The sequence below is a fragment of the Endozoicomonas sp. PH6C genome, assembly GCF_059322965.1.
Genome location: NZ_CP185342.1, coordinates 261367 through 279996, shown reverse-complemented (window position 1 = coordinate 279996; position 18630 = coordinate 261367). Strand labels below are relative to the sequence as shown.

The 18630-nt window shown below is 47.2% G+C and carries 20 protein-coding genes and 1 pseudogene; 8 read left to right on the top strand and 13 right to left on the bottom strand.

Annotation, left to right across the window (positions count from 1 at the left end; genetic code table 11):
* Positions 1 to 587 precede the first annotated feature (587 nt).
* The 6 genes from ACOMG9_RS01145 to ACOMG9_RS01120 form a co-directional block, all read right to left on the bottom strand.
* Positions 588 to 3275, bottom strand: coding sequence for a hypothetical protein (locus ACOMG9_RS01145; protein ID WP_494529663.1), 2688 nt, complete (start codon positions 3273 to 3275; stop codon positions 588 to 590).
* A gap of 215 nt (positions 3276 to 3490) precedes the next feature.
* Positions 3491 to 3913, bottom strand: coding sequence for a hypothetical protein (locus ACOMG9_RS01140; RefSeq protein ID WP_448215441.1), 423 nt, complete (start codon positions 3911 to 3913; stop codon positions 3491 to 3493).
* 286 nt (positions 3914 to 4199) lie between these two features.
* On the bottom strand, positions 4200 to 6161 hold the full coding sequence (locus ACOMG9_RS01135; protein ID WP_448215440.1) for a BCCT family transporter: 1962 nt from the start codon (positions 6159 to 6161) through the stop codon (positions 4200 to 4202).
* Between the two features lie 411 nt (positions 6162 to 6572).
* Positions 6573 to 7013, bottom strand: a complete 441-nt coding sequence (locus ACOMG9_RS01130; protein ID WP_494529662.1) for an RING-H2 finger protein — start codon at positions 7011 to 7013, stop codon at positions 6573 to 6575.
* A gap of 320 nt (positions 7014 to 7333) precedes the next feature.
* Entirely contained in the window at positions 7334 to 7774 is a 441-nt protein-coding gene (locus ACOMG9_RS01125; RefSeq protein ID WP_494529661.1) for a hypothetical protein, read from the bottom strand.
* Between the two features lie 148 nt (positions 7775 to 7922).
* Positions 7923 to 8141, bottom strand: coding sequence for a hypothetical protein (locus ACOMG9_RS01120; protein ID WP_448215437.1), 219 nt, complete (start codon positions 8139 to 8141; stop codon positions 7923 to 7925).
* A gap of 80 nt (positions 8142 to 8221) precedes the next feature.
* Here ACOMG9_RS01120 and ACOMG9_RS01115 point away from each other — a divergent pair, with 80 nt between their 5' ends.
* Both ACOMG9_RS01115 and ACOMG9_RS01110 read left to right on the top strand, forming a co-directional pair.
* Positions 8222 to 8728 (top strand): DUF29 domain-containing protein, encoded by a 507-nt coding sequence (locus ACOMG9_RS01115; RefSeq protein ID WP_448215436.1) that lies wholly within the window; start codon positions 8222 to 8224, stop codon positions 8726 to 8728.
* Positions 8721 to 8861 carry a hypothetical protein gene (locus ACOMG9_RS01110; protein ID WP_494529660.1) on the top strand — a complete coding sequence of 47 codons (141 nt, stop codon included), beginning with the start codon at positions 8721 to 8723 and terminating at the stop codon, positions 8859 to 8861. The genes ACOMG9_RS01115 and ACOMG9_RS01110 overlap by 8 nt, the downstream gene beginning before the upstream one ends.
* 20 nt (positions 8862 to 8881) lie before the next feature.
* On the opposite strand, the gene ACOMG9_RS01105 is transcribed toward ACOMG9_RS01110, so the two are convergent.
* A complete protein-coding gene (locus ACOMG9_RS01105) occupies positions 8882 to 9754 on the bottom strand; it encodes a hypothetical protein (protein ID WP_494529659.1) in 873 nt (290 codons plus the stop codon).
* A 176-nt stretch (positions 9755 to 9930) separates the two neighbouring features.
* On the opposite strand from ACOMG9_RS01105, the gene ACOMG9_RS01100 reads away from it, so the two are divergent.
* The gene (locus ACOMG9_RS01100) at positions 9931 to 10119 is read left to right on the top strand and encodes a hypothetical protein (protein ID WP_448215432.1); all 189 of its coding nucleotides are present in this window, start codon (positions 9931 to 9933) and stop codon (positions 10117 to 10119) included.
* A 66-nt stretch (positions 10120 to 10185) separates the two neighbouring features.
* Here the strand turns inward: ACOMG9_RS01100 and ACOMG9_RS01095 are convergent, their stop codons facing one another.
* A complete protein-coding gene (locus ACOMG9_RS01095) occupies positions 10186 to 10527 on the bottom strand; it encodes a hypothetical protein (RefSeq protein ID WP_448215431.1) in 342 nt (113 codons plus the stop codon).
* Between the two features lie 401 nt (positions 10528 to 10928).
* A complete protein-coding gene (locus ACOMG9_RS01090) occupies positions 10929 to 11435 on the bottom strand; it encodes a hypothetical protein (RefSeq protein ID WP_494529658.1) in 507 nt (168 codons plus the stop codon).
* A 449-nt stretch (positions 11436 to 11884) separates the two neighbouring features.
* On the opposite strand from ACOMG9_RS01090, the gene ACOMG9_RS01085 reads away from it, so the two are divergent.
* From ACOMG9_RS01085 to ACOMG9_RS01075, 3 genes and pseudogenes are all read left to right on the top strand, one after another.
* Positions 11885 to 12436, top strand: coding sequence for a hypothetical protein (locus ACOMG9_RS01085; RefSeq protein WP_448215429.1), 552 nt, complete (start codon positions 11885 to 11887; stop codon positions 12434 to 12436).
* Positions 12437 to 12577: 141 nt separating this feature from the next.
* Positions 12578 to 13195: a hypothetical protein gene (locus ACOMG9_RS01080; protein WP_448215428.1), complete on the top strand. Its 618-nt coding sequence runs from the start codon at positions 12578 to 12580 to the stop codon at positions 13193 to 13195.
* Between the two features lie 90 nt (positions 13196 to 13285).
* Positions 13286 to 13557, top strand: a pseudogene (locus ACOMG9_RS01075) (transposase); the annotation flags it as partial.
* Positions 13558 to 13660: 103 nt separating this feature from the next.
* Here ACOMG9_RS01075 and ACOMG9_RS01070 read toward each other — a convergent pair.
* Complete coding sequence (locus tag ACOMG9_RS01070) at positions 13661 to 14158, bottom strand: DUF29 domain-containing protein (RefSeq protein WP_448215427.1); 498 nt, start codon at positions 14156 to 14158, stop codon at positions 13661 to 13663.
* Between the two features lie 53 nt (positions 14159 to 14211).
* Between ACOMG9_RS01070 and ACOMG9_RS01065 the strand changes: the two genes are divergently transcribed.
* Together ACOMG9_RS01065 and ACOMG9_RS01060 are read left to right on the top strand one after the other, a co-directional pair.
* Positions 14212 to 14772 carry a hypothetical protein gene (locus ACOMG9_RS01065; RefSeq protein WP_448215426.1) on the top strand — a complete coding sequence of 187 codons (561 nt, stop codon included), beginning with the start codon at positions 14212 to 14214 and terminating at the stop codon, positions 14770 to 14772.
* A gap of 47 nt (positions 14773 to 14819) precedes the next feature.
* Positions 14820 to 15233: a helix-turn-helix domain-containing protein gene (locus ACOMG9_RS01060; RefSeq protein ID WP_448215425.1), complete on the top strand. Its 414-nt coding sequence runs from the start codon at positions 14820 to 14822 to the stop codon at positions 15231 to 15233.
* A 15-nt stretch (positions 15234 to 15248) separates the two neighbouring features.
* Here the strand turns inward: ACOMG9_RS01060 and ACOMG9_RS01055 are convergent, their stop codons facing one another.
* Genes ACOMG9_RS01055 through ACOMG9_RS01045 form a run of 3 tightly spaced genes read right to left on the bottom strand, consistent with a single transcriptional unit; the run spans position 15249 to position 18543 of the window.
* On the bottom strand, positions 15249 to 16436 hold the full coding sequence (locus ACOMG9_RS01055) for an FAD-dependent oxidoreductase (protein WP_448215424.1): 1188 nt from the start codon (positions 16434 to 16436) through the stop codon (positions 15249 to 15251).
* A 26-nt stretch (positions 16437 to 16462) separates the two neighbouring features.
* A complete protein-coding gene (locus ACOMG9_RS01050) occupies positions 16463 to 17608 on the bottom strand; it encodes a DegT/DnrJ/EryC1/StrS family aminotransferase (protein ID WP_448215423.1) in 1146 nt (381 codons plus the stop codon).
* On the bottom strand, positions 17605 to 18543 hold the full coding sequence (locus tag ACOMG9_RS01045) for a Gfo/Idh/MocA family protein (protein WP_448215422.1): 939 nt from the start codon (positions 18541 to 18543) through the stop codon (positions 17605 to 17607). The genes ACOMG9_RS01050 and ACOMG9_RS01045 overlap by 4 nt, the downstream gene beginning before the upstream one ends.
* Positions 18544 to 18630 lie beyond the last annotated feature (87 nt).

The window sequence follows — 18630 nt, the reverse complement described above, 5'->3', positions numbered from 1 at the left end:
AAGGCGCAACAACGGGAACATAGCAAGCTATGTGACCAGAGTTGCAACGCATCACGACTGCATGGATGCAGGAGCTAGAGCAACGCAGGAGCAGTTGCCGCGAGTGCCTGAACAATAAGTCAGAAAATATGATTTCGTATGGTTGAGTACTTATTCACTGGACAAGCATCTGGCTACCTTACATCACGTTTTACATTGGTAAACGTCACTGCCTGTCTCTCCTTTGATCGAGTCAAAGTGAGAGCGCTTTATTTTCTCCCTCCAGAACACTCCCCCCCTTTTTCGGCGATCAACAATGGTAATCCTTCCTTCTGACAGCTGAAGCCCATGCTGTGCAAAAAATAATTTTTCGTAAGTCAGACTTTGGAAGCATTGCCCAATCGAGCCGGGCAGGCGGAGATATAAGACGATTGAGTCGAGACTCATAATAATTCAGACATTTTAGCTAATAATTAGTTCCATCCATTATCAGGCTGTGCTCAGTTTAAGTATTGGCGCACTCCCCGAAGCCAGAAAAATCAGGAGATTATGAAAATACCTCGCTGTGAAACAGGAGAACCTGAGGAGCCTGCAAGCATCCGTTATGACTACCTTACATCACGTTGTACGTCGGTAATCGTAAGTTTCTGTCTCTCCTTTAATAAAGGAAAAGCGTCAAAATAATCGAGAGGTGCTCTCCCTTCCAGAAGTTTTATCATACCTTTTGTACCTCTTTTAGCATCCAGGTAGTGGTAAAGGGGCAGGCCCATCTCGTCAGCAATGTCCCGTGCGGCATCAATGAACAATAAATTACGCTTATCGGGATAGCCTTTTTCAAGCAATAACACAGGGCAATCATCCTGATCCAGCACCATGCGAATCACACTTCTGCTGAGGATATTTCCTTTTTGGTTCTTTATGACAATCATGGCATTGCGTCCATCCATCACATAACTCATCAGTCCAATTTTAAAACTCCGGGCGTCAGGTGATAGACAGCTTTTAACTTCAAGCCCACTGATAAAAAGATCCCAGGGGTCCTCTGTCAGCTTCAGGGTTTCCCCCTGGGACAAGAGCTTGTTTCGGGTTTCCTCGCTGAAACCACTGAAGTTCGCTCCCCAACCTGCTTCCAATCGGGGATATTTCTTGTAAATGGCTTGCAGGTGTGGATTGTGCAGCGGTGACTGCCTGCTCTGAACAAAAGTGTTGTTAACACTGGTCTCTATAAACTGATGGGTAAGGTCTACAACTTCTGCATTCCCCTGTTCTATCATTGATGCCATGTAAAAAGGCAGGAGATGGTGATGTCGTTGTTTCATTAGCCATTTTGAGAACTTTTTATTCACTCCCACCAAAGCGTCAGCCCCTTTTTCAGCGATCATCAATGGTAATCCTTCCTTCTGACAGCTCAAGCCCATTCTGTCCAGAAATGCAGTAAACCTGTATCCCATGTTGAATAACATATAAAGCCAGCCCAGTTTTTCATAAGTCAGACTTTGGGTAAGCTTTTTCAGGATCGGCATTACCATGGCCTTATTCATAACCTCGCTGGCCAACATCTGCTCAAGGGTAGACAGCCATTGGTGGAAAATCTTGCCATCTTTCATCCGTCGCCTGCTCTTGCTGGCGCTGGGAGCTTGCAAAGATTGACAGAGTTCCTCGATGTCATCTTCTGAGAGTCTATCGGGTACAAATGCCAGCCATTGCAGCGGCGCCATTCGCAAATGCGGTCCGCCACTGATTCCGGGGGCACCCAGTATTTTCTGTATTTTCGGGGTACTCTGAACCAGACGGGCCAGCCCAGCGATTAGATAAGGTATATTTTTTTTATTGCCATGTTTCATGATGGCCGTGACAAAATGAACCAATACTGAAGTATCCATTATTTCTTTGGATGATTTGCAGGCGGCAATAATCATTAAAAGTCGATGCACTTTCGCTTTGATATCAGACTTGCCTTCAGGTAGTGATATACCGGCGCATTCTTTTTCCAGAACGTCAACTGCATCGAGCAATACCCGCGAATATTCCGGGGCTATCTTATCAATGTTTGCTCTGAGTACGGTTAGATACTTGTCCAGCGGTTTGCTTTCAAGTAAAGCGAACCCTTTGATATCACTGAGCTGTTTGAGATTTTTAAACTGTAAGGCGACAGGTGCCGGTGTTTTCAAACAATGGGCCAGGGTACTAATATAGTGGCAATAATCGATGGAGCCGGGTTGTTTCGACAAATAGGCCAGCTCTTTAGCAATATGCCAGATGTTATCTGGTATACGGTTATTTGGCTCGATGATGTAAAGAACGGATCTAATGTACGACGTTAACTCAGCAATATCAGCCTGCTGTGAAAAACCGGAACAGGATGCATAGAGATACAACAATCTTCTTGTATAGACCTTGAAATTTCTATAATCCTCAGCGTCTGATAAACGGCCGTTCCATCCAACTTTTGGGATAAATTTTTTTTCAATATTGTCAACTTCACACAACAGCTGTCTGGAAAGTTCGTTGTTTTCCGATTTAAGGGGTTGTCTGACCTCCAAAAGCCTGTCCCTGAGCATTTTATCAGTTCTTAATGCTGTCAACTGCTCATTAATGACATTGTCCACCTCTGGCAGAGAAGGCGTATCAGGTAGGCGCTGAAACAGGTTCTTTGCCTTCTCAAAACCGATGGATAACGGAATCCTCGCAAGTATCCAGTAGCCCTCAGGAAGTGGACATTTATTCTGTTGTTTCTGCTCTTCTTCAGCTGCTAACAAAATCAGGAGCTTTTGAGCCCCATTTAAAGATGTTGTTGTGTTTAGCCTTATCAGCGTATTATCTACATCAAGTTTCAGGCACTCAAGGAAAACGGCACATTGCACTTCATTGGTTGGTGACTTTTCTATTGCCTCAAGTTGAAATTGACTCACCAGATTCCTGGCGGCCATCTGTATAGCTTCAGCTCTTGAATCAAAGGGTTGTGTCTCAAGATTAACCTGCCGTTCAGATAGCGGTATACTTCCAGCAGTAATGAATAATCCCTCTGACATTAACTGCTCATTTTTCATAGGTAAAAGTTCAGTTTCTGGCATTATTTTACGAAGTTTACCGGGCAGTAAAGGGTCGTCTGTTGCATTTGCCGGTCTTTTTTGAGCAGTTTTCTCAGTCTGTGCGGTGGTGCCATCCTGTCGCTTTACCTGCCTGCCGAGGAACTGGGTGGAGCCATCTTCTGCTTCTGTTGAAAAGCCATTGGGTTGCACCACCTTCAATTCATGCAGCTGTTGAGTCAAACCTTTTAACTGATAAAAATCCATTTTGCCTAACTCCATTGCGGGCGTATGTTGGAACCATTACAGGACAACCAAATACCATAAGTTCTGGAAAATCAGCATTCAGATCTTTAATACAAAGAAAAACCCTGAAGCTGATTTTCTCATTCCTGTCCTTGCAGTACCAATCTGACTGAATAAAGACGAATCACATTAACATTTGACTGTTAATCCAATAATTAGTTCCATCCATTGCTCTGTTAAGTGTTGTCCATGATGTTTTTTACGCAGTCGAGTATTAGTTCCAGTTTTACGTCGTGTTCCTCCAGCTTGGTTACTATTTTTTTATGGTCACTGACCAGTATTTCCTGACTGCATTCCAGTTTGTCCATTCTGGAGTCCAGTTTTTTCTGCCCGTCTTCCAGCCTGTCTACTTTGGTTTCCAACTTGTCTACTTTGGTTTCCAGCTTGTCTACTTTGGTTTCCAGCTTGTCCATTCTGGAGTCCAGTTTTTTCTGCCCGTCTTTCAGTGCGGCAGTGTCGCTGCCGACGATTGACAGATTTTTTTCTATTCTGTCCAGTCGGCTCTCTGTAACGTGCCATTCTATTTGCGCTCCTGCTTTGGCGGTTTCATCGGATACACCGGCTTCCAGCAAAGCGGTATACAAAGGTTGGTGAAGCATTATTTTTACCGTAGGTTATTGTTTGGGTGGGCTGAGTATAGTCGGGTTTGACTATCGCGGCGGTACGATACGAGGTAAAACGATAATAACCGGTACAACAACCAAGAAGAGATGCAAAAGGCTAAGTGCTAGAGGGTGTCGCTCGTTCCCACGCTGGGACCCACAGGGCCTAAGAGCATGGGAACCAGAGTTTTGCGACAACCTCTAAAGAGGCTGTCGCAAAACCCGATAAACCTTAAGCCCGAAAGCCTGCAAAACGACAACTTTCCAGCAGAGCGCCGTTGATTCAGCGAACCATATGCAGGAAGTGCATATGTTTCTCGTACTGATCAATAATATCGCCAATGACCTGTTCCCGGGTCCAGCCCATAATGTCGTAATCCTGACCACCCTCCCTCAGGAAGACTTCTGCCCGGTAATACTTGCTCTCTTCTTCGTCATCAATGACAAAACTGGGTTGAACATAGGAACGAGGGCTGACCCTGTAGAGAAAGTCCTGTTCCTCACCATGAAAAACATTGAGAGAGGCAATACTTTTGTTGCGATCAAAATCAATTCCGGTTTCCACTCCCTGCTCTTCCAGCTCTCTGGACAGGGACTTCATTGCCGGTAACACGACACTTCTCATGAAGACCCTGACACTTTTGCGCGCCGGGAAGTGGGTAATATTCTGCAATCGACTCTGCCATGGAATTGAAACATTGGCATGGCTCGGAGCCAGGGTGGTTTGGGTCAGACTTTCTTTCTTGGCAGCATCCAGTGCCAGCGCTTTTAACAACCCATAACCGGAAACCAGCAACACCACAGAGAATGGCAAAGCCGTTGCAATAGTGGCTGTCTGAAGCGCCTTGAGACCTCCTGCAAGCATCAGTACCAGGGCAACCAGACCAATCAGGGTAGACCAGAATACCCGCTGCCAGACCGGCGTTTTCCCTTCACCCTTAGAAGCCAGCATATCAATCACCATGGCACTGGAATCGGAAGAGGTTACAAAGAACACCACGACCATGATAATGGCGATTCCTGACAGGAACTCAGTGGCCGGGAAATACTCCAGAAACTTGAAGAGCGCCAGTGAAACATCGACCTGAACAATGTCAGCGAGATCTTCCGCACCATGATTCATAATCAGATCAATGGAAGTGTTTCCGAATACGGTCATCCAGATAAAGGTCAGACAGGCCGGTACAAACAGCACACCACAGATAAACTCGCGAATGGTTCTGCCTCTGGAGATACGGGCAATAAACATGCCGACAAAAGGCGACCAGGACAACCACCATGCCCAGTAAAACAGAGTCCAGCCACCCATCCAGTCGGTCGGTTCATAGGCATAGAGATTAAATGTTTTGTCGACGATATCGGACAGATAACTGCCAATATTCTGCACCAGTATCTGCAACAGCAGGATAGTAGGCCCGAGAATAATGACCATGGCCATCAGCAACAGTGCCAGCAGCAGATTGATCTCGGATAAACGACGAATTCCCTTATCAAGCCCTGAAGCAACAGAGAGCGTGGCCAGAGCGGTAATCACTACGATCAAAACCACCTGAACATGGGTGCTTACATCAACATCAAACAGGTAATTCAGGCCCGAGTTGACCTGAAGCACGCCGTAACCCAAAGCTGTAGCCACACCAAAGGTCGTACCCAGAATGGCAAAGATATCAATAATATGACCAATAACACCGTGAATACGATCACCCACAATCGGGAAAAGCGCTGAACGGAGGGTTAACGGCAGATTATGACGATAGCCAAAGAACGCCAGAATCAGAGCCACAATGGCGTAGATGGCCCAGGCATGAAACCCCCAGTGAAAAAAGGTAATTCTCATGGACTCCCGGGCGGACTCGATGGATGCAGGATCGCCCACAGGGGGAGTGAGAAAGTGCATAACGGGTTCCGCCACGCCAAAGAACATCAGGCCAATCCCCATACCGGCTGAAAACAGCATGGCAAACCAGGAGCCGAAGCTGAAGTCCGGCTCGGAATGGTCAGGGCCTAACTTAATATCGCCATAACGGGAGAGGCCGACAATAGCGACGCCGATAAGGATAATGGCGACTGCCGTCACATAAAACCAGCTGGCGTTGGTCATTATGGCCGTTTGCAAGAAGGTGGAATAAAGCTCGGCCTGCTTCGGAAACAGAGCCGTAGAGACTACTATCAGAAGAATGATACTGGCTGCACCGACAAAGACGGGCAAGTTAAGACTGTGACGTGATTCTGAAAGATCAGACATAAAGACGAGTGGCTCCCAAAGTCAGGTTGATTGACTGAAGCTCTTCAGGTGAAGTTGTTTAAGTGAAGGCGCCGAGACTACCTCGGCATTAAACAATTTCAGGCGAGAGGGCAGAGGATACTACAGGTCAGATATTTAGTGGTCAAATCATGTTTGTTTTTCTGATCGGTTTATGACGGTCAGTCGAATCAAACATCTGAACGGACCAAAAGATCACTGAGCTTGAATCCTGTTATTGGGACGATGTTCTTGTTTTTTTACAACAAATCATCCGGCCACAGACGTGCATTCTAATGGGAATCCCTCGCTGGCTTCTTTGAATCGGTTGTGACGAAACTGACCAACTCACTGGGCAGAACGCTTGCTCTGGCAGCAGGTAATGATGTTAAAGTGCCTGCAAAGGCAACTGAATCAGAGCATTATATTACTTAAATCTGAACTCGTTGGCTGCTGCCTGTCTGTCTCACCCCGCATAGCCATATAGCTCGATGCTAAGGCTTCAGCCTGCCGGTCCAAACTCTGCCTGTCTGTAGAGGAGTTTCCATTCTCACGGGTCGAAGCAGAACGTCTCGATAACATGGCCAAGGCTAGGGCTCGGGATTGATCACTGGGTCTTAAGGCTCGCAATAGTTCTACTTCCCTGGACACTAAAAAGGTTCTGCAAGATGGACAGGTTGAATTTTTCGATAGCCAGGGTTCCAGGCAGTCTTTGTGAAACATATGTTTGCATTGTTTGAGAACCATGACTTCCCTTCCGGCAAAAGTATCGAGACAAACAGGGCAATTGTTGCTCGGCTTTTGATAAAGTGCTGACTGGCTATCTGGGCTGCTGGGCGGTTTGATTCCGTTCATATCTCTTACTCTTCTCTCTGTTTTTCAAATAACTTACGTTATTGGACCAATGTCTATCCATTGAGTTCCCTGTGCTTATGTTTTTGGTACGCCCGGCATGGATAGAAGTGTCAGGCGAGACCCTGAGCCAAGTCGTCTGATGTCGTATAGATGTTTGATGCCGTCAGAATATCACTGGCTGAATCAACCCGGGTCTGGCTTTGCCAGTCTCGAAAATAGCCTCCTTAAAGAACTTGTGGTTCAGGGGAGACTATTTTTCTACCCTGTACGATAATTTCGACAGGGCTCTATCGAGTCGCATCGTCAGAGCCTGAACAGCGTTAGTAATAGTAATCCTCTGTATCGGCCATATTCATAGCCTGTCTCTGAAGCCGTTGTCTATCAATATGTCTCTGAAGCTGTCGATCCTCTGACTGTCTCTGAAGCTGTTCTCTCTGAAGCTGCTGTATCTCATACTGTCTCCGAATCCCTTCTAAAGCGAGCCTTTGTTCATCGTGAGGCATGTTTGCCATCGTCATTCCCCTCACACTCGTCTCGTCGGCATTTGGCTTTTTGTCTGACAAAACCGGCATCACAGTTTCAGCTTCACTTAAAATTGCTTTTCGGGCTGACAGGCTTGTATCTTTTTCCGAAGATCTACCAGCGCTTGGGATAGACGTTACTGCAACCGTTTTGGTATCGAACTCCTTTGTGCCACTCTGCGGCGGTTGAAATAGCGTACCTGTCACAGTGCTGCCTGTTGGGCTTGCTCCGTAATTCATAATATATCCTCCTTGATAATTTAAAAGTTTGATTAGGCAACGGACATTAAAGTTCTCGTCCTCCTATGTATTTGGACAGGCAACGGACTTAAAAGTTCCTGTTTTGCGTTGTCGATGAGACCAAAGAATTCCGGAACAATTACGGCAATTACAGGACAGCCAAAGAATCACCTCCTTTTATCACACAATTACAGGACAGCCAAAGAATCATGTCCTCTTTCCGAATCCTGCGGTCATGCAAATCTTTCTGCATCCCCATCATTTGTTTGCGATACTGACGGTTCTCTTTGGCATCAATGGCCGAATTGACCAGCCCAAAACCACGGGCAGAGCCCCCGGCAAAGGCATCTGTGCTTTGGTAATTCATTTTGATTCCCTTTTGTTATTTGCCTACAGTGGTAGGGCAACGGAGGTATTTTTTTAAAGGTATCCAGTTAAGGTAAAAAGATGAATAGCTTATATCACACTGATTATCATCAATGGCTGACTCAGCAAGTCACTCTGCTGAGAAATCATAACTTTGAACAATTAGACCTTGAGAATCTGTTGGAGGATTTGGAGTTGGGTATTAAGCAAGATGTTCGACAGTTAGAGAACTATCTGATTAATCTCATACTTCATTTACTTAAAATGGATTATCAAACATCCGTTCTGAGGGATTCGGTAGCCTCTGAAAGAGTCATTAAAGGTTGGATGGATACTATCGATAACGCCAGGGATGCGATTAGTCGATTAATCATAAAAAATCATAGCCTGAAACAACGGGTGGCAGATGTTTTAAGTGAGTCTTATCCTGCCGGGAAAAAAGGAGCCATTCGGGAAATGAATCGTCACATGCCGCCAAAATGCCCAAAACTGGATAACAGCAGCTTTCCCGACACCTGCCCTTGGTCTTTTGACCAAATGATATCTGAAGACTGGTATCCACTGAACGGAGTAAGCCTTTATGAGTAGTTTATACAAAACCGATTACACCCAATGGTTGACCCAACAGCGTGAACTGCTGGCCAATCGACAATTCGACAATTACTCACAATTACAGGACAGCCAACACAATTACAGAACAGCCAAAGAATCACCGCTCTGACCCGAGTGCAGGGTAAACGGTTACAATACCTTTATCTTTATGGAGCACAGTTGCAAGACAAAAATCAGTTCACGGACACTCTGAACCTGCTCAGACTCCATGGAGTTGAGTGATTGAAGACAGAAGTGAAGCTGATGATAAGCGTCCACCCAGTCACGAAACGACACCCGCTCTTCTCCACCGTCATGCAGAGGTTGACTGACACTCTCTAACCCTGATTCGATGGTCTGTTTCAGTGTCGCGAACCGACTGACCAATTGTGGTAATTCTGCCAGCAATGAATTGACCACGTCTGAACCGTTGTTTCCAGCCGACAACAAGAATAATTTGTACCCATAAAACATTGCATCAGCCCCATGAAGCAGCCGATTCACGTTGTTAATGGTCTCTGCCAGTAATTTTAATCCTTCCGGTGTCATGCCCAGTTTTTCCGGGTCTGCAAGACAATCCAGTCCGCCACCGGAGTCAAAAACTGCTTGCAGTCGGGCGTTTTGATCCCTGAGCCACTGAAAACCGCTGTCGACCTGATCGAATGTGCCTTCAGGGGGGAGAAAATCCTCCCGTGATGGGACGGCTCTGGCTAACGATAAATAAGAAAAGGCAGCGGGCAGGCTTCTGTCACTGTCCGTTGTTCTTGCGAAACAGGCTTCGCTGAGGCTCTCGCCAGAGGCAATGGCCTCTTCAGTGCATGCCGAAGAGTACACTCCAGTTTCAGCCTCGCTTAAAATTGCTTTTCGGGCCGCAAGACTTGTACCTGCTTGCGAAAGTTGACCAACACGTGGAATAGAAGGCACTGCAACCATTTTGGTATCGGAGTCCTGTGCGCCACCCTGCGGCGGTTGAAATACCGTAGCAGCTGCAGTGCTGGTTGTTTGGCTTTCTCCATAAGTCATAATCTATCCTCCATGAAAATTAATAATTTAGAACCGGCAACGGACATAAAAGTTCATATTTCACGTTGTCGATGAGACTGGAGAATCCCGAGGCCCGTCAAGAACCAATTTTAAAGCAGTGTCAGAGGAAACCCGGAGGCAGGCTACCTGGTAAGAGCACAGGTGAGTGCACTGAGATGTCTGATGCAATCCAATATCTCTGGCTGAATCAATCCGGGGTTGGCTTTGCCAGTCTCGAATATGGCCTCCTTAGAGAACTTGTGGTTCAGGGGAGGCCATTTTTTACCCTGCACGATGGTTTCGCCAGAGTTCTTTCGAGTCGCATCGCCAGAGGCGGGTTTACCAGGGTTTGGTTCTTTGAGTAGCCTTAGTAGCGAGCCCAACCATTCTTGTAAGCTCCTTGTCTATGTCTGCCTGTTGGTAAACTCGGGCTATAGCCCGATCGGCCTATTGCTTTGCGTAGAGCGCGAATGAGCATTAGTCACGACATCATTTTCCACATGACTACCTGGATCAATAAGACTTTGCACCAGAGTTGCATCATCCTGACTGACTTCCATTGTTAAGCATATCTCCTGCAGCATAGTGTCAGCCTCGAAGAGAGAGGCTGCCCGGTCTGCTTTGAGGCTTTTGCCCGTTTCCGAATGATCTGCACGTTGAATAGAGGTTACAACAGTGTCCGTTTTGGTCTTGGACTCTGGTGCGCTATTCTGCGACGGTTGAAATACCGTACTAGCTGCAGGACTGGTTGTTGTGGTTACTCCGTAAGTCATGATGCATCCTCCATGAATAGTTAAGAATGGGCAATGGACATTAAAATTCTTGTCCACCTAAAATACTTAGACAGGGACAGGCAAAGGGGTATAAAAGTTCATATTTCGCGTTGTCGATGAGACCGAGGAATTTCGGTGCGAGTTTTTTAAGAACCAATCTTAAAGCAGTGTAAGGCGAAACCAGGAGGCAGGTTGCCTGGTGAAAGCGCAGGTGAGTGCATTGAGATGTCAGTCAGAATATTACTCGCTGAATCAATCCGGATTTGCTTTGCCAGTCTCGATAACGGCCTCCTTCAAAGAACTTGTGGTTCAGAGGAGGCCATATCTGCACCCTGTACGATGGTTTCGTCAGAGTTCTTTTGAGTCGCACCGTCAGAGACGGTGGTTTACCACTAAAATGCCTATTTGTCTTTCAGACGCTCAAGCTTCGACTTAACCTCTCTATCAAGCTCCTTCGCTGCATTCCAAACAGCTTGTGCAATAGCCTCGTCATCCTTAGAGATTTCGGAATCGCTGTAAGTGTATATGCCATGAACGTTTAGCATAAGCTCATGAAATGGCCCAACCAATTTTTGATTTTCAGTCATCGCTTCATTGACCATCCGCTGGTAGCATTGCGCCACGGCAGTGTTTCCATCCTTATCGACTTTGGTTTTATTGCTTTGAAGATTCAGCAAAAAAGCTTCAGCCTTTCGGTCTGACAGGCTTGTGACTGTTTTCGAATGTTCTGCACGTGGAATTAACGATACAGTGTCAACATCATGCACGAATCCAGCATTGCTAAAGACTGCATGAGGAACAGACTGTACAGTGCCCGTTTTGGCCTTGGACTCTGGTGCGCTATTCTGCGACGATTGAGATACTGCACTAGTTGCAGGGCTGGTTGTTGTGGTTACTCCATAAGTCATAATATTTCCTCCATGGGAATTAAAAGTTAAGAAAAGGCAACGGACATTAAAGTTCACGTTAACCTTAATCCTTGGACAGGCAACGGACATTAAAGTTCACGTTAACCTTAATCCTTGGACAGGCAACGGACATTAAAGTTCACGTTAACCTAAATCCTTGGACAGGCAACAGACATTAAAGTTCAAGTTTGCCCTTTAAGACCTCGAAGTTTTTCCAGCGCAGCCAATTCATTACTTCACCATTAATGGGTTTTACCCATCTTGCGAAGGCTTCTTAATAACATCCTCATTTGCCGTTCCAAGAGCCTTTAGCCTGAATTGTGGCAATTCTGGAGGAACTTGTGCGGCATAATTCGGTCTAAATGTTTAATGCCAACGGTTACAGCCAGCATTAGTGCAATGGAAAATCCTGAGGTGTAAAAAACTTATTTTCTAAGGAGAGAAGTAATATGAATGTATCAGATTCTAAGTTCCCACCGGTGATAATACAGCCGCAACTGACGGTTCAGAAAGCACCGGATAATAACAGTAAGTGTCCGGATGACGTTGCTTCAAATTATGTTGTAGGGGTTGGCGGCGGTTCCTTTATCGGTGCCATTGTCGGTACTGTGTGTGGTGCTGCTTTCTACTACTGCAACCCCGTAGTTGCCCAAGGTAGCACTGCTTTTCTTACATCTACTGTCTGCTGTTTGTCTACTTGCACTGTTGTTGGAGCCGCTTGTGGTACTTATGCTGCCTACAAATGCCCCTGCCGCACCGGGCTTAAGGAACGAGCAATCACAGGATCTACGATGACGAACACCCTCACCGGTGAGCAGCAACAGTGTCAGGGGCTACCATCGGCATTGACTTCATTGGCCGCAGGCAATAGTTCTGGCAGTACCGGTCCTGTTCGGTCCCAGCCAACTGCTGCTGGCTGTCCCCGGATAGGAGCTGCTGTTCGTTATCAGCCAAATGCGGGTGCTCCTTCCTTATCTGTTGACTTAAAGATCTATCCGTAGAAGCGCTACTCCCGGCGCAACTCCGGAGGAACTTTTGCAGCATGATTCGGTCTTAGAATTTAATCCACCGGGTACAGTCAGCATTAATGCAATGGAAAATCCCGGGGTGTAAATAATTTATTTTCTGAGGAGAAATGAAATATGAATGGAGCAAATTCTGCGTTACCACCGGTGACAAGACAGCCACAACCGTCGGCTGACAGAGCATCGGATTCTACTTTTAAGTGTCCGGATGGCGTTGTTTCAAAATGGGTTTTACCGGTTGGCGGCGCTACCGTGATGAGTGGTGCTGTCTCAGCTCTGGGTTTTTATTGTGTAGCCGGTTTCAAGCCCGTTGGTGCCTACCTCGGCGGTCCTGTTGGCGCTATTGTTGGCGCTGGTATTAGCAGCCTTTGTGTTGCTGGCAATAACTTCAGGGGCACTGATATTCGGGAGCGAGAGATCACCAACTCTATCAGGATGGACACCTTTTCCAATGCGCTGCAACCGTCTCAGGAGCGACTATTGACAGTGTCTTCATCAGACACAGGAAATAGTTATGGCTCTTGCAACCCTGTTCAGTCTCAGCCAGGGAGGGCGGCTGTTCAGTCCGATTCTGATGATAGTTCTTCGTCCAGTTCATCAGACGACGACCTGTTTGACAGCGCAGTGCCTTACGTTTTCAGAGCCAGGGATGGGGCAGACATTGCCTCCGGATTACTCACGAATATGGCGCTCGATGCCGTCAGGCTGGCTGCTGTGCGTTCATCTCTCTGGTAATCGTTCAGGTGACGAAGTTGAAAGTTGGGTTTACCGTTTAGAGAAATTTCCGGGCTCGGAACGGTTGCCAATTCTTTGGCTGGTTTATCTGTAGATAAGGAGCTGAAAGCTGTGTGTCTGCAGATCGAGGCCAGATACCAGATCAAATTCCTGGAGATAGGAACGGATAAGGATCATGTGCACTTCTTTATTCAGTCTGTTCCGACGTACTCGGTGACAAAGCTCGTAACTATAATCAAAAGCCTCACGGCTAGCAGCCTGTCGGAAAGCATGGTGATGAGCAGATGATAGCGAATTATGTGAAGAATCAGGGAAATGAGTACGACAAACTTCACTCAGATCATCAGCTTGCAATGTTTTGAGTTTGCATCAAGGATACTCCGCCCCCTGGCGGGGTTGTCCATTGCCCTACCACTGTAGGCAAATAACAGAAGGGAAGCAAAATGAAGCTTATTGATGAGTTCTTCAAAAATTCACACCGTTCAGTGGATACCAGTCTTCAGTCATTATTTGCTTATAGCTCCAGGGACATTCGTCAGGAAAGCTATTGTTGTCCAGTTTTTGGTTAGCGTTCACATAAAGATTCATCGCCTTAATCGCTTCTTTCTTGGCATCTGTATACGCTTCTTTTAATACGCGTTCAACTTGTGCTTTTAAGCAAGGATTCTTTCCAATAAGTTTATTAATCCTATTTCTTGACCTATCTATCATTTCCATCCAGCCTTTAAGCACCCTGTCGACAGCTGTGCTGTCTTTTAATAGACTGGTCTGATAGTCAAATTTAAGTAAGTGGCTTACAAGCGTAGTTAAACGATTCTCCAACTCGCGAAGGTCTTGCTTAAGGCTCAACTCTAAATCCTCAATCAGGTTTTCTAAATCCAACTGATTAAAGTTTTGAGTTTTCAACAGGGTTACTTGCTGACTCAGCCATTGATGATAATCAGTGTTATATAAGCTATTCATAAAAATACCTCCATTGACCTACCACTGTATGCAAATAACAGAAGGGAAGCAAAATGAATTACCAAAGCACAGATGTCTTTGCCGGGGGGGGGGGTGCCCGTGGTTTTGGGCTGGTCAATTCGGCCATTGATGCCAAAGAGAACCGTCAATATCGCAAACAAATGATGGGGATGCAGAAAGATTTACATGATCGAAAGATCCGGAAAGAGGAGATGCAGGATAGAGCCTATGTGTTTCAAGCTTTACAGTTTTTGAGCACAAGCGACAATCCGGCAGTACGGCAAATGGCTCAGGATTTTATTGACCAAGCCGGAAACGGCACTTTTGGTGACTTGCTCGGCGAGGGCAAACGGTTCGCCGGGTTCCAGATGGTGCCTGCACAGGAAGGGCAGGAACCCAGAGTTGCCATCAAACTTGATGCAGACGGTTACCAGCAACCTGCTTATTTATCACAAAAACGTACCAGTGATCCGAAAGACCCTTATGTCACTTTTTCGGGACCGGAACTGGTGGTTTTTATGTTTGAGCATCCGAGAGCCGGTGAGTTCAAGAATCTGGCCAAGGCGGTTATTTGCTGTCGCCGAACGACTGCATGGATGCAGGAGCTAGTGTAGTGCGACCTAATTAACAGTACATAAAAACTCCTAACGGTCTACTACGGATGTTATTCCAACCACTGCCTGTTTTTACTATGCGAGTTGCTACAGAGATAACACTTGATGCTTCTGAAGAAATACGACTCAGAAAGATTACTTCATCAAATTCTTGCCCTGTTCGCTTGGCCCGCCGTGCCCAGATTGTTCTTCTCTCTGCAGAAGGAAAAAGCAATCTTGAGATTGCGCAAATACTGAATATCGGTCGTCAACAGGTCAGCCGCTGGCGTGACCGATATGCTCAGGAAGGCTTCTCCGGGATTGAACAGGATCGAGCTCGCAGTGGCCGTAAAAACCAGATTGATGCTGCTGAGATTGTGAGCCTGAGCACAAACACCCTTCCGGAAAATGCCACTCACTGGAGCACCCGAACTATGGCTGCTTTTCGCCGACTACGACGGGTTCATCTGTCCGTTCTTTGATACCTGCTCAGCGTCTCAATGAGGATTAATTGGATAGCCAAAAAACTGCTTGTTTTCCCTTAGTATTTTTGTAAATAAGGCTTCATTCAGAGCCTTATCCGAGCCGTCATTGTGGTCGACAAAAGTGGCTCCCAGTAACCCTCCCCCTCTGGGCATAAAATAGATGTCCGCTTTATCCGCAGGGCTGGTTCGTTTCGGTGCTCCCGGCGGCTGGTAGCGAGTGTAAATAATGTAGTCGAGCTTTTTCAGGGGTTGATGAGCCAGATCCAGCAACAATCCCATGTTTGGGTAGACCCTGTCATCGTGATTCAGTTTGCCGGCCCCGAGCCCGGAACAGTTAAAAACAACATCGGTTTTAATATCATCCAGACTGTCCACTGTCTTATGGATCACGGGAATCTTTCTGGTTCTGAGTTCACGATCAAAGGCTGCCATAATGACAGCAGTATCCATAAAGTAAGTCCGGAATTTTTGCATCGGGTAACTCACACCGGTCGAAAACTCAACCACGCCTTTCTCTGGTTTGGGTAACAATCCTGCCTCGGCAAAGGGCTCAATACCGGTATAAGTTTCCAGGGGACCTTCCTCGTCTTCTTTGCCCAGACCACTGTAAACATCAATAATATGAACCCCTTCATTGATGATGGGATGGGTTCCGCTGTCTACCCTTTGATAACCCTTGAGCGTCTCAATGGCCAGCTGTTCAGCCTCTTTTTTCTCTGTTTCATTTTCTGTTGCCAGAGACACCATGGCCAGATAGCCGGTTGAGTTCAGAGAAGCAATACGGTTGTCTTGCTCGGCGACAATACGAATGCTCCGGTAGCCTGCATGATGGAGTGATAAAGCCAAGGCTTTTCCCATACAGCCCGCGCCAATGACCGTAATGGGGACCTGGTCGTTGAATTTATGCTCTCTGGCCTTCTTCTCAAACAGGGCCATAGCCTTGTCGACACTCCCCCAGAGAAGCGTCCAGCCACTGCCTCCATGACCGTATAAATGGACTCTTACCTGTTCACCCAGACTCTCGGCACTAATCTCTGGCAACCCTTTTCGCATAGGGCGAAGACAGACAACCTTGCGATCAATATTGCCGATCATCACCACTCGCCCCTGAGCATCAAAGTGGGCATCGTCCAGCTGAACCGCCTCAAGCTGATCATAAAACGGGGCTGAATGGACCACTTGAGAGGCAAAAAGGGCCATTACCAATACCACGCAGTGCAAGTTATTCAGGGTGCGACTCCCTCAAACCAGAAGGCAAATTCTGCACTGTTTTCCGACAAGAAAACAGAAACCGACTCAGCGACCCGATTCACCTGTGTCTCCGTCATCCCCGGAAAAACAGGCAGGGAAAGACAACGCCGGGACACCTGCTCGGCAACAAAAAGATCCTGTGTCATTGGCAAACCCTCAAACACCGGCTGCTGATGCAGTGGCATCGGATAATACAGGGCTGATGCAACGCCCTGACCGGCCAAATGCTCCCTCAGTTGATCTCGCTGATCGGTCAATACCGTAAACTGGTGGTAAACATGCTCCTGTCCTGTCGGCAACAGAACATCCATCCCCTGCAGACAGGAGCGGTAGTCTTCTGCTATTTTTTTTCGCTCTTCGTTATAACGTGCAATATGCTTTAGCTTGACCCTGAGCAGCGCCGCCTGCATTTCATCCAATCGACTGTTGAAACCCATGCGTTCATGTCGGTATTGGGCGCTACTGCCGTGGTTTCTCAATAGCTTAAGCTGCTCCGCCACAGACTCCGTCTTTGCGGTGATTAGACCGCCATCACCAAAACCACCGAGGTTCTTGCTGGGGAAAAAACTGAAACAACCAAGGTCACCCCAGGTTCCCATCATTCTGCCGTTGACTGAAGCACCAAAAGACTGAGCGCAATCCTCAATCAGCAGCAGAGATCGCTCCTCACAGAGCCTCTGAATTTCCTGAATACGGGCAGGCAAACCAAACAGATGAACCACCAGCACTGCACGAGTATGGTCAGTAATCGCCGCCTGTATTCGAAGTGGATCAATATTAAACGTCTCTGGTTCTATATCCGCAAACACAGGTGTTGCTCCCACCCGAACGATGGCCTCAGCGGTGGCAAAAAAAGTAAAGGGCGTCGTGATGACTTCGTCACCAGGCCCCAGACCCGCTGCTGAGAGTGCAAGCACCAGGGCATCGGTGCCATTAGCGCAGCTGACTGTATGATTAGCCTGGAGAAAGGTTCCGACTTCCTGCTCAAAAGCCATCACCTCCTCTCCCATCAGAAAACGACCTGAGTCGAGTACCCGTGTGGCCGCCGACCTGAGTTCCTGCTGAACAGGCTTGTGCCAGGCGAGTGTATCCACCATCGGGATCAGTGGTTCCGAGCTCACTGGATGCCTCCTTCAATGATGTCGGAAATCCGGGTAGCTAACTCCAGGGCACGCTGGCCATCTTCACCGCTGACCCTGGGTGCTTTTGAGTGACGAACACAGTTGAGGAAATCTTCTATTTCCCTGCGCAGGGAGTCGCTGTCTTTATAATTCAGTGCATCACACTCAATATTTGGAATGCCGGGAAACATCTCACCTTTGCCTTTGTAAAAGTGCGACAGATTCAGAGACTGAAAGTCGATACAAATGCACGACTTTTCCTGAAAGATGTGCATTTTTCGCTTGGCTTTCTGACTGATCCGGCTTGCGGTCACATTGGCTACGCAGCCACCGCTGAATGTCAGCCGTGCCTGGGCAATATCCACCGAGTCAGACAGAACAGCGGTACCGTTGGCAGCGACATCCACCAGTGGTTGGTTGACCATGCTGAGAATAATATCCAGGTCATGGATCATAAGATCCATAACCACATTGATATCCATGGAACGTGGCTTGAATCCGGCCAGCCGGTGGGACTCAATAAAGCGGGGTCTGTTCAACAGCGGGCCTACCCCGGAAAGTGCTTCGTTAAAGCGCTCCAGGCAACCTACCTGCAGAACCAGCTTCTGGTTTCTGGCTATCTGAACCAGCTCATGGGCCTCATTCAGGCTGGAGGTTATGGGCTTTTCGACCAGTACATGCACACCAGCCCTGAGAAAATCCCTGGAAATCTTATGATGAAGCAACGTAGGCACCGCAATACTGACAGCATCCACCTTATCTAACAGTTGTTGGTAATCAGCGAAGAACTCTGTAGCACAGTCCCTGGCAACAAGACGACCACTGTCTTCATCAATGTCTGCCACCCCGACCAGCTGAGACCCAGGTAACATGGCGTACTTATGGGCGTGAAACTTTCCCAGATATCCCGTCCCGACTACTGCGGTTCTGAGCATTAAAAGGTTCCATAACGTAATGATGTCACGCCCTTAAAAATAGACGTAATTTCGCAGGCTACACGAACCATCATGCAAAAAGAGGAA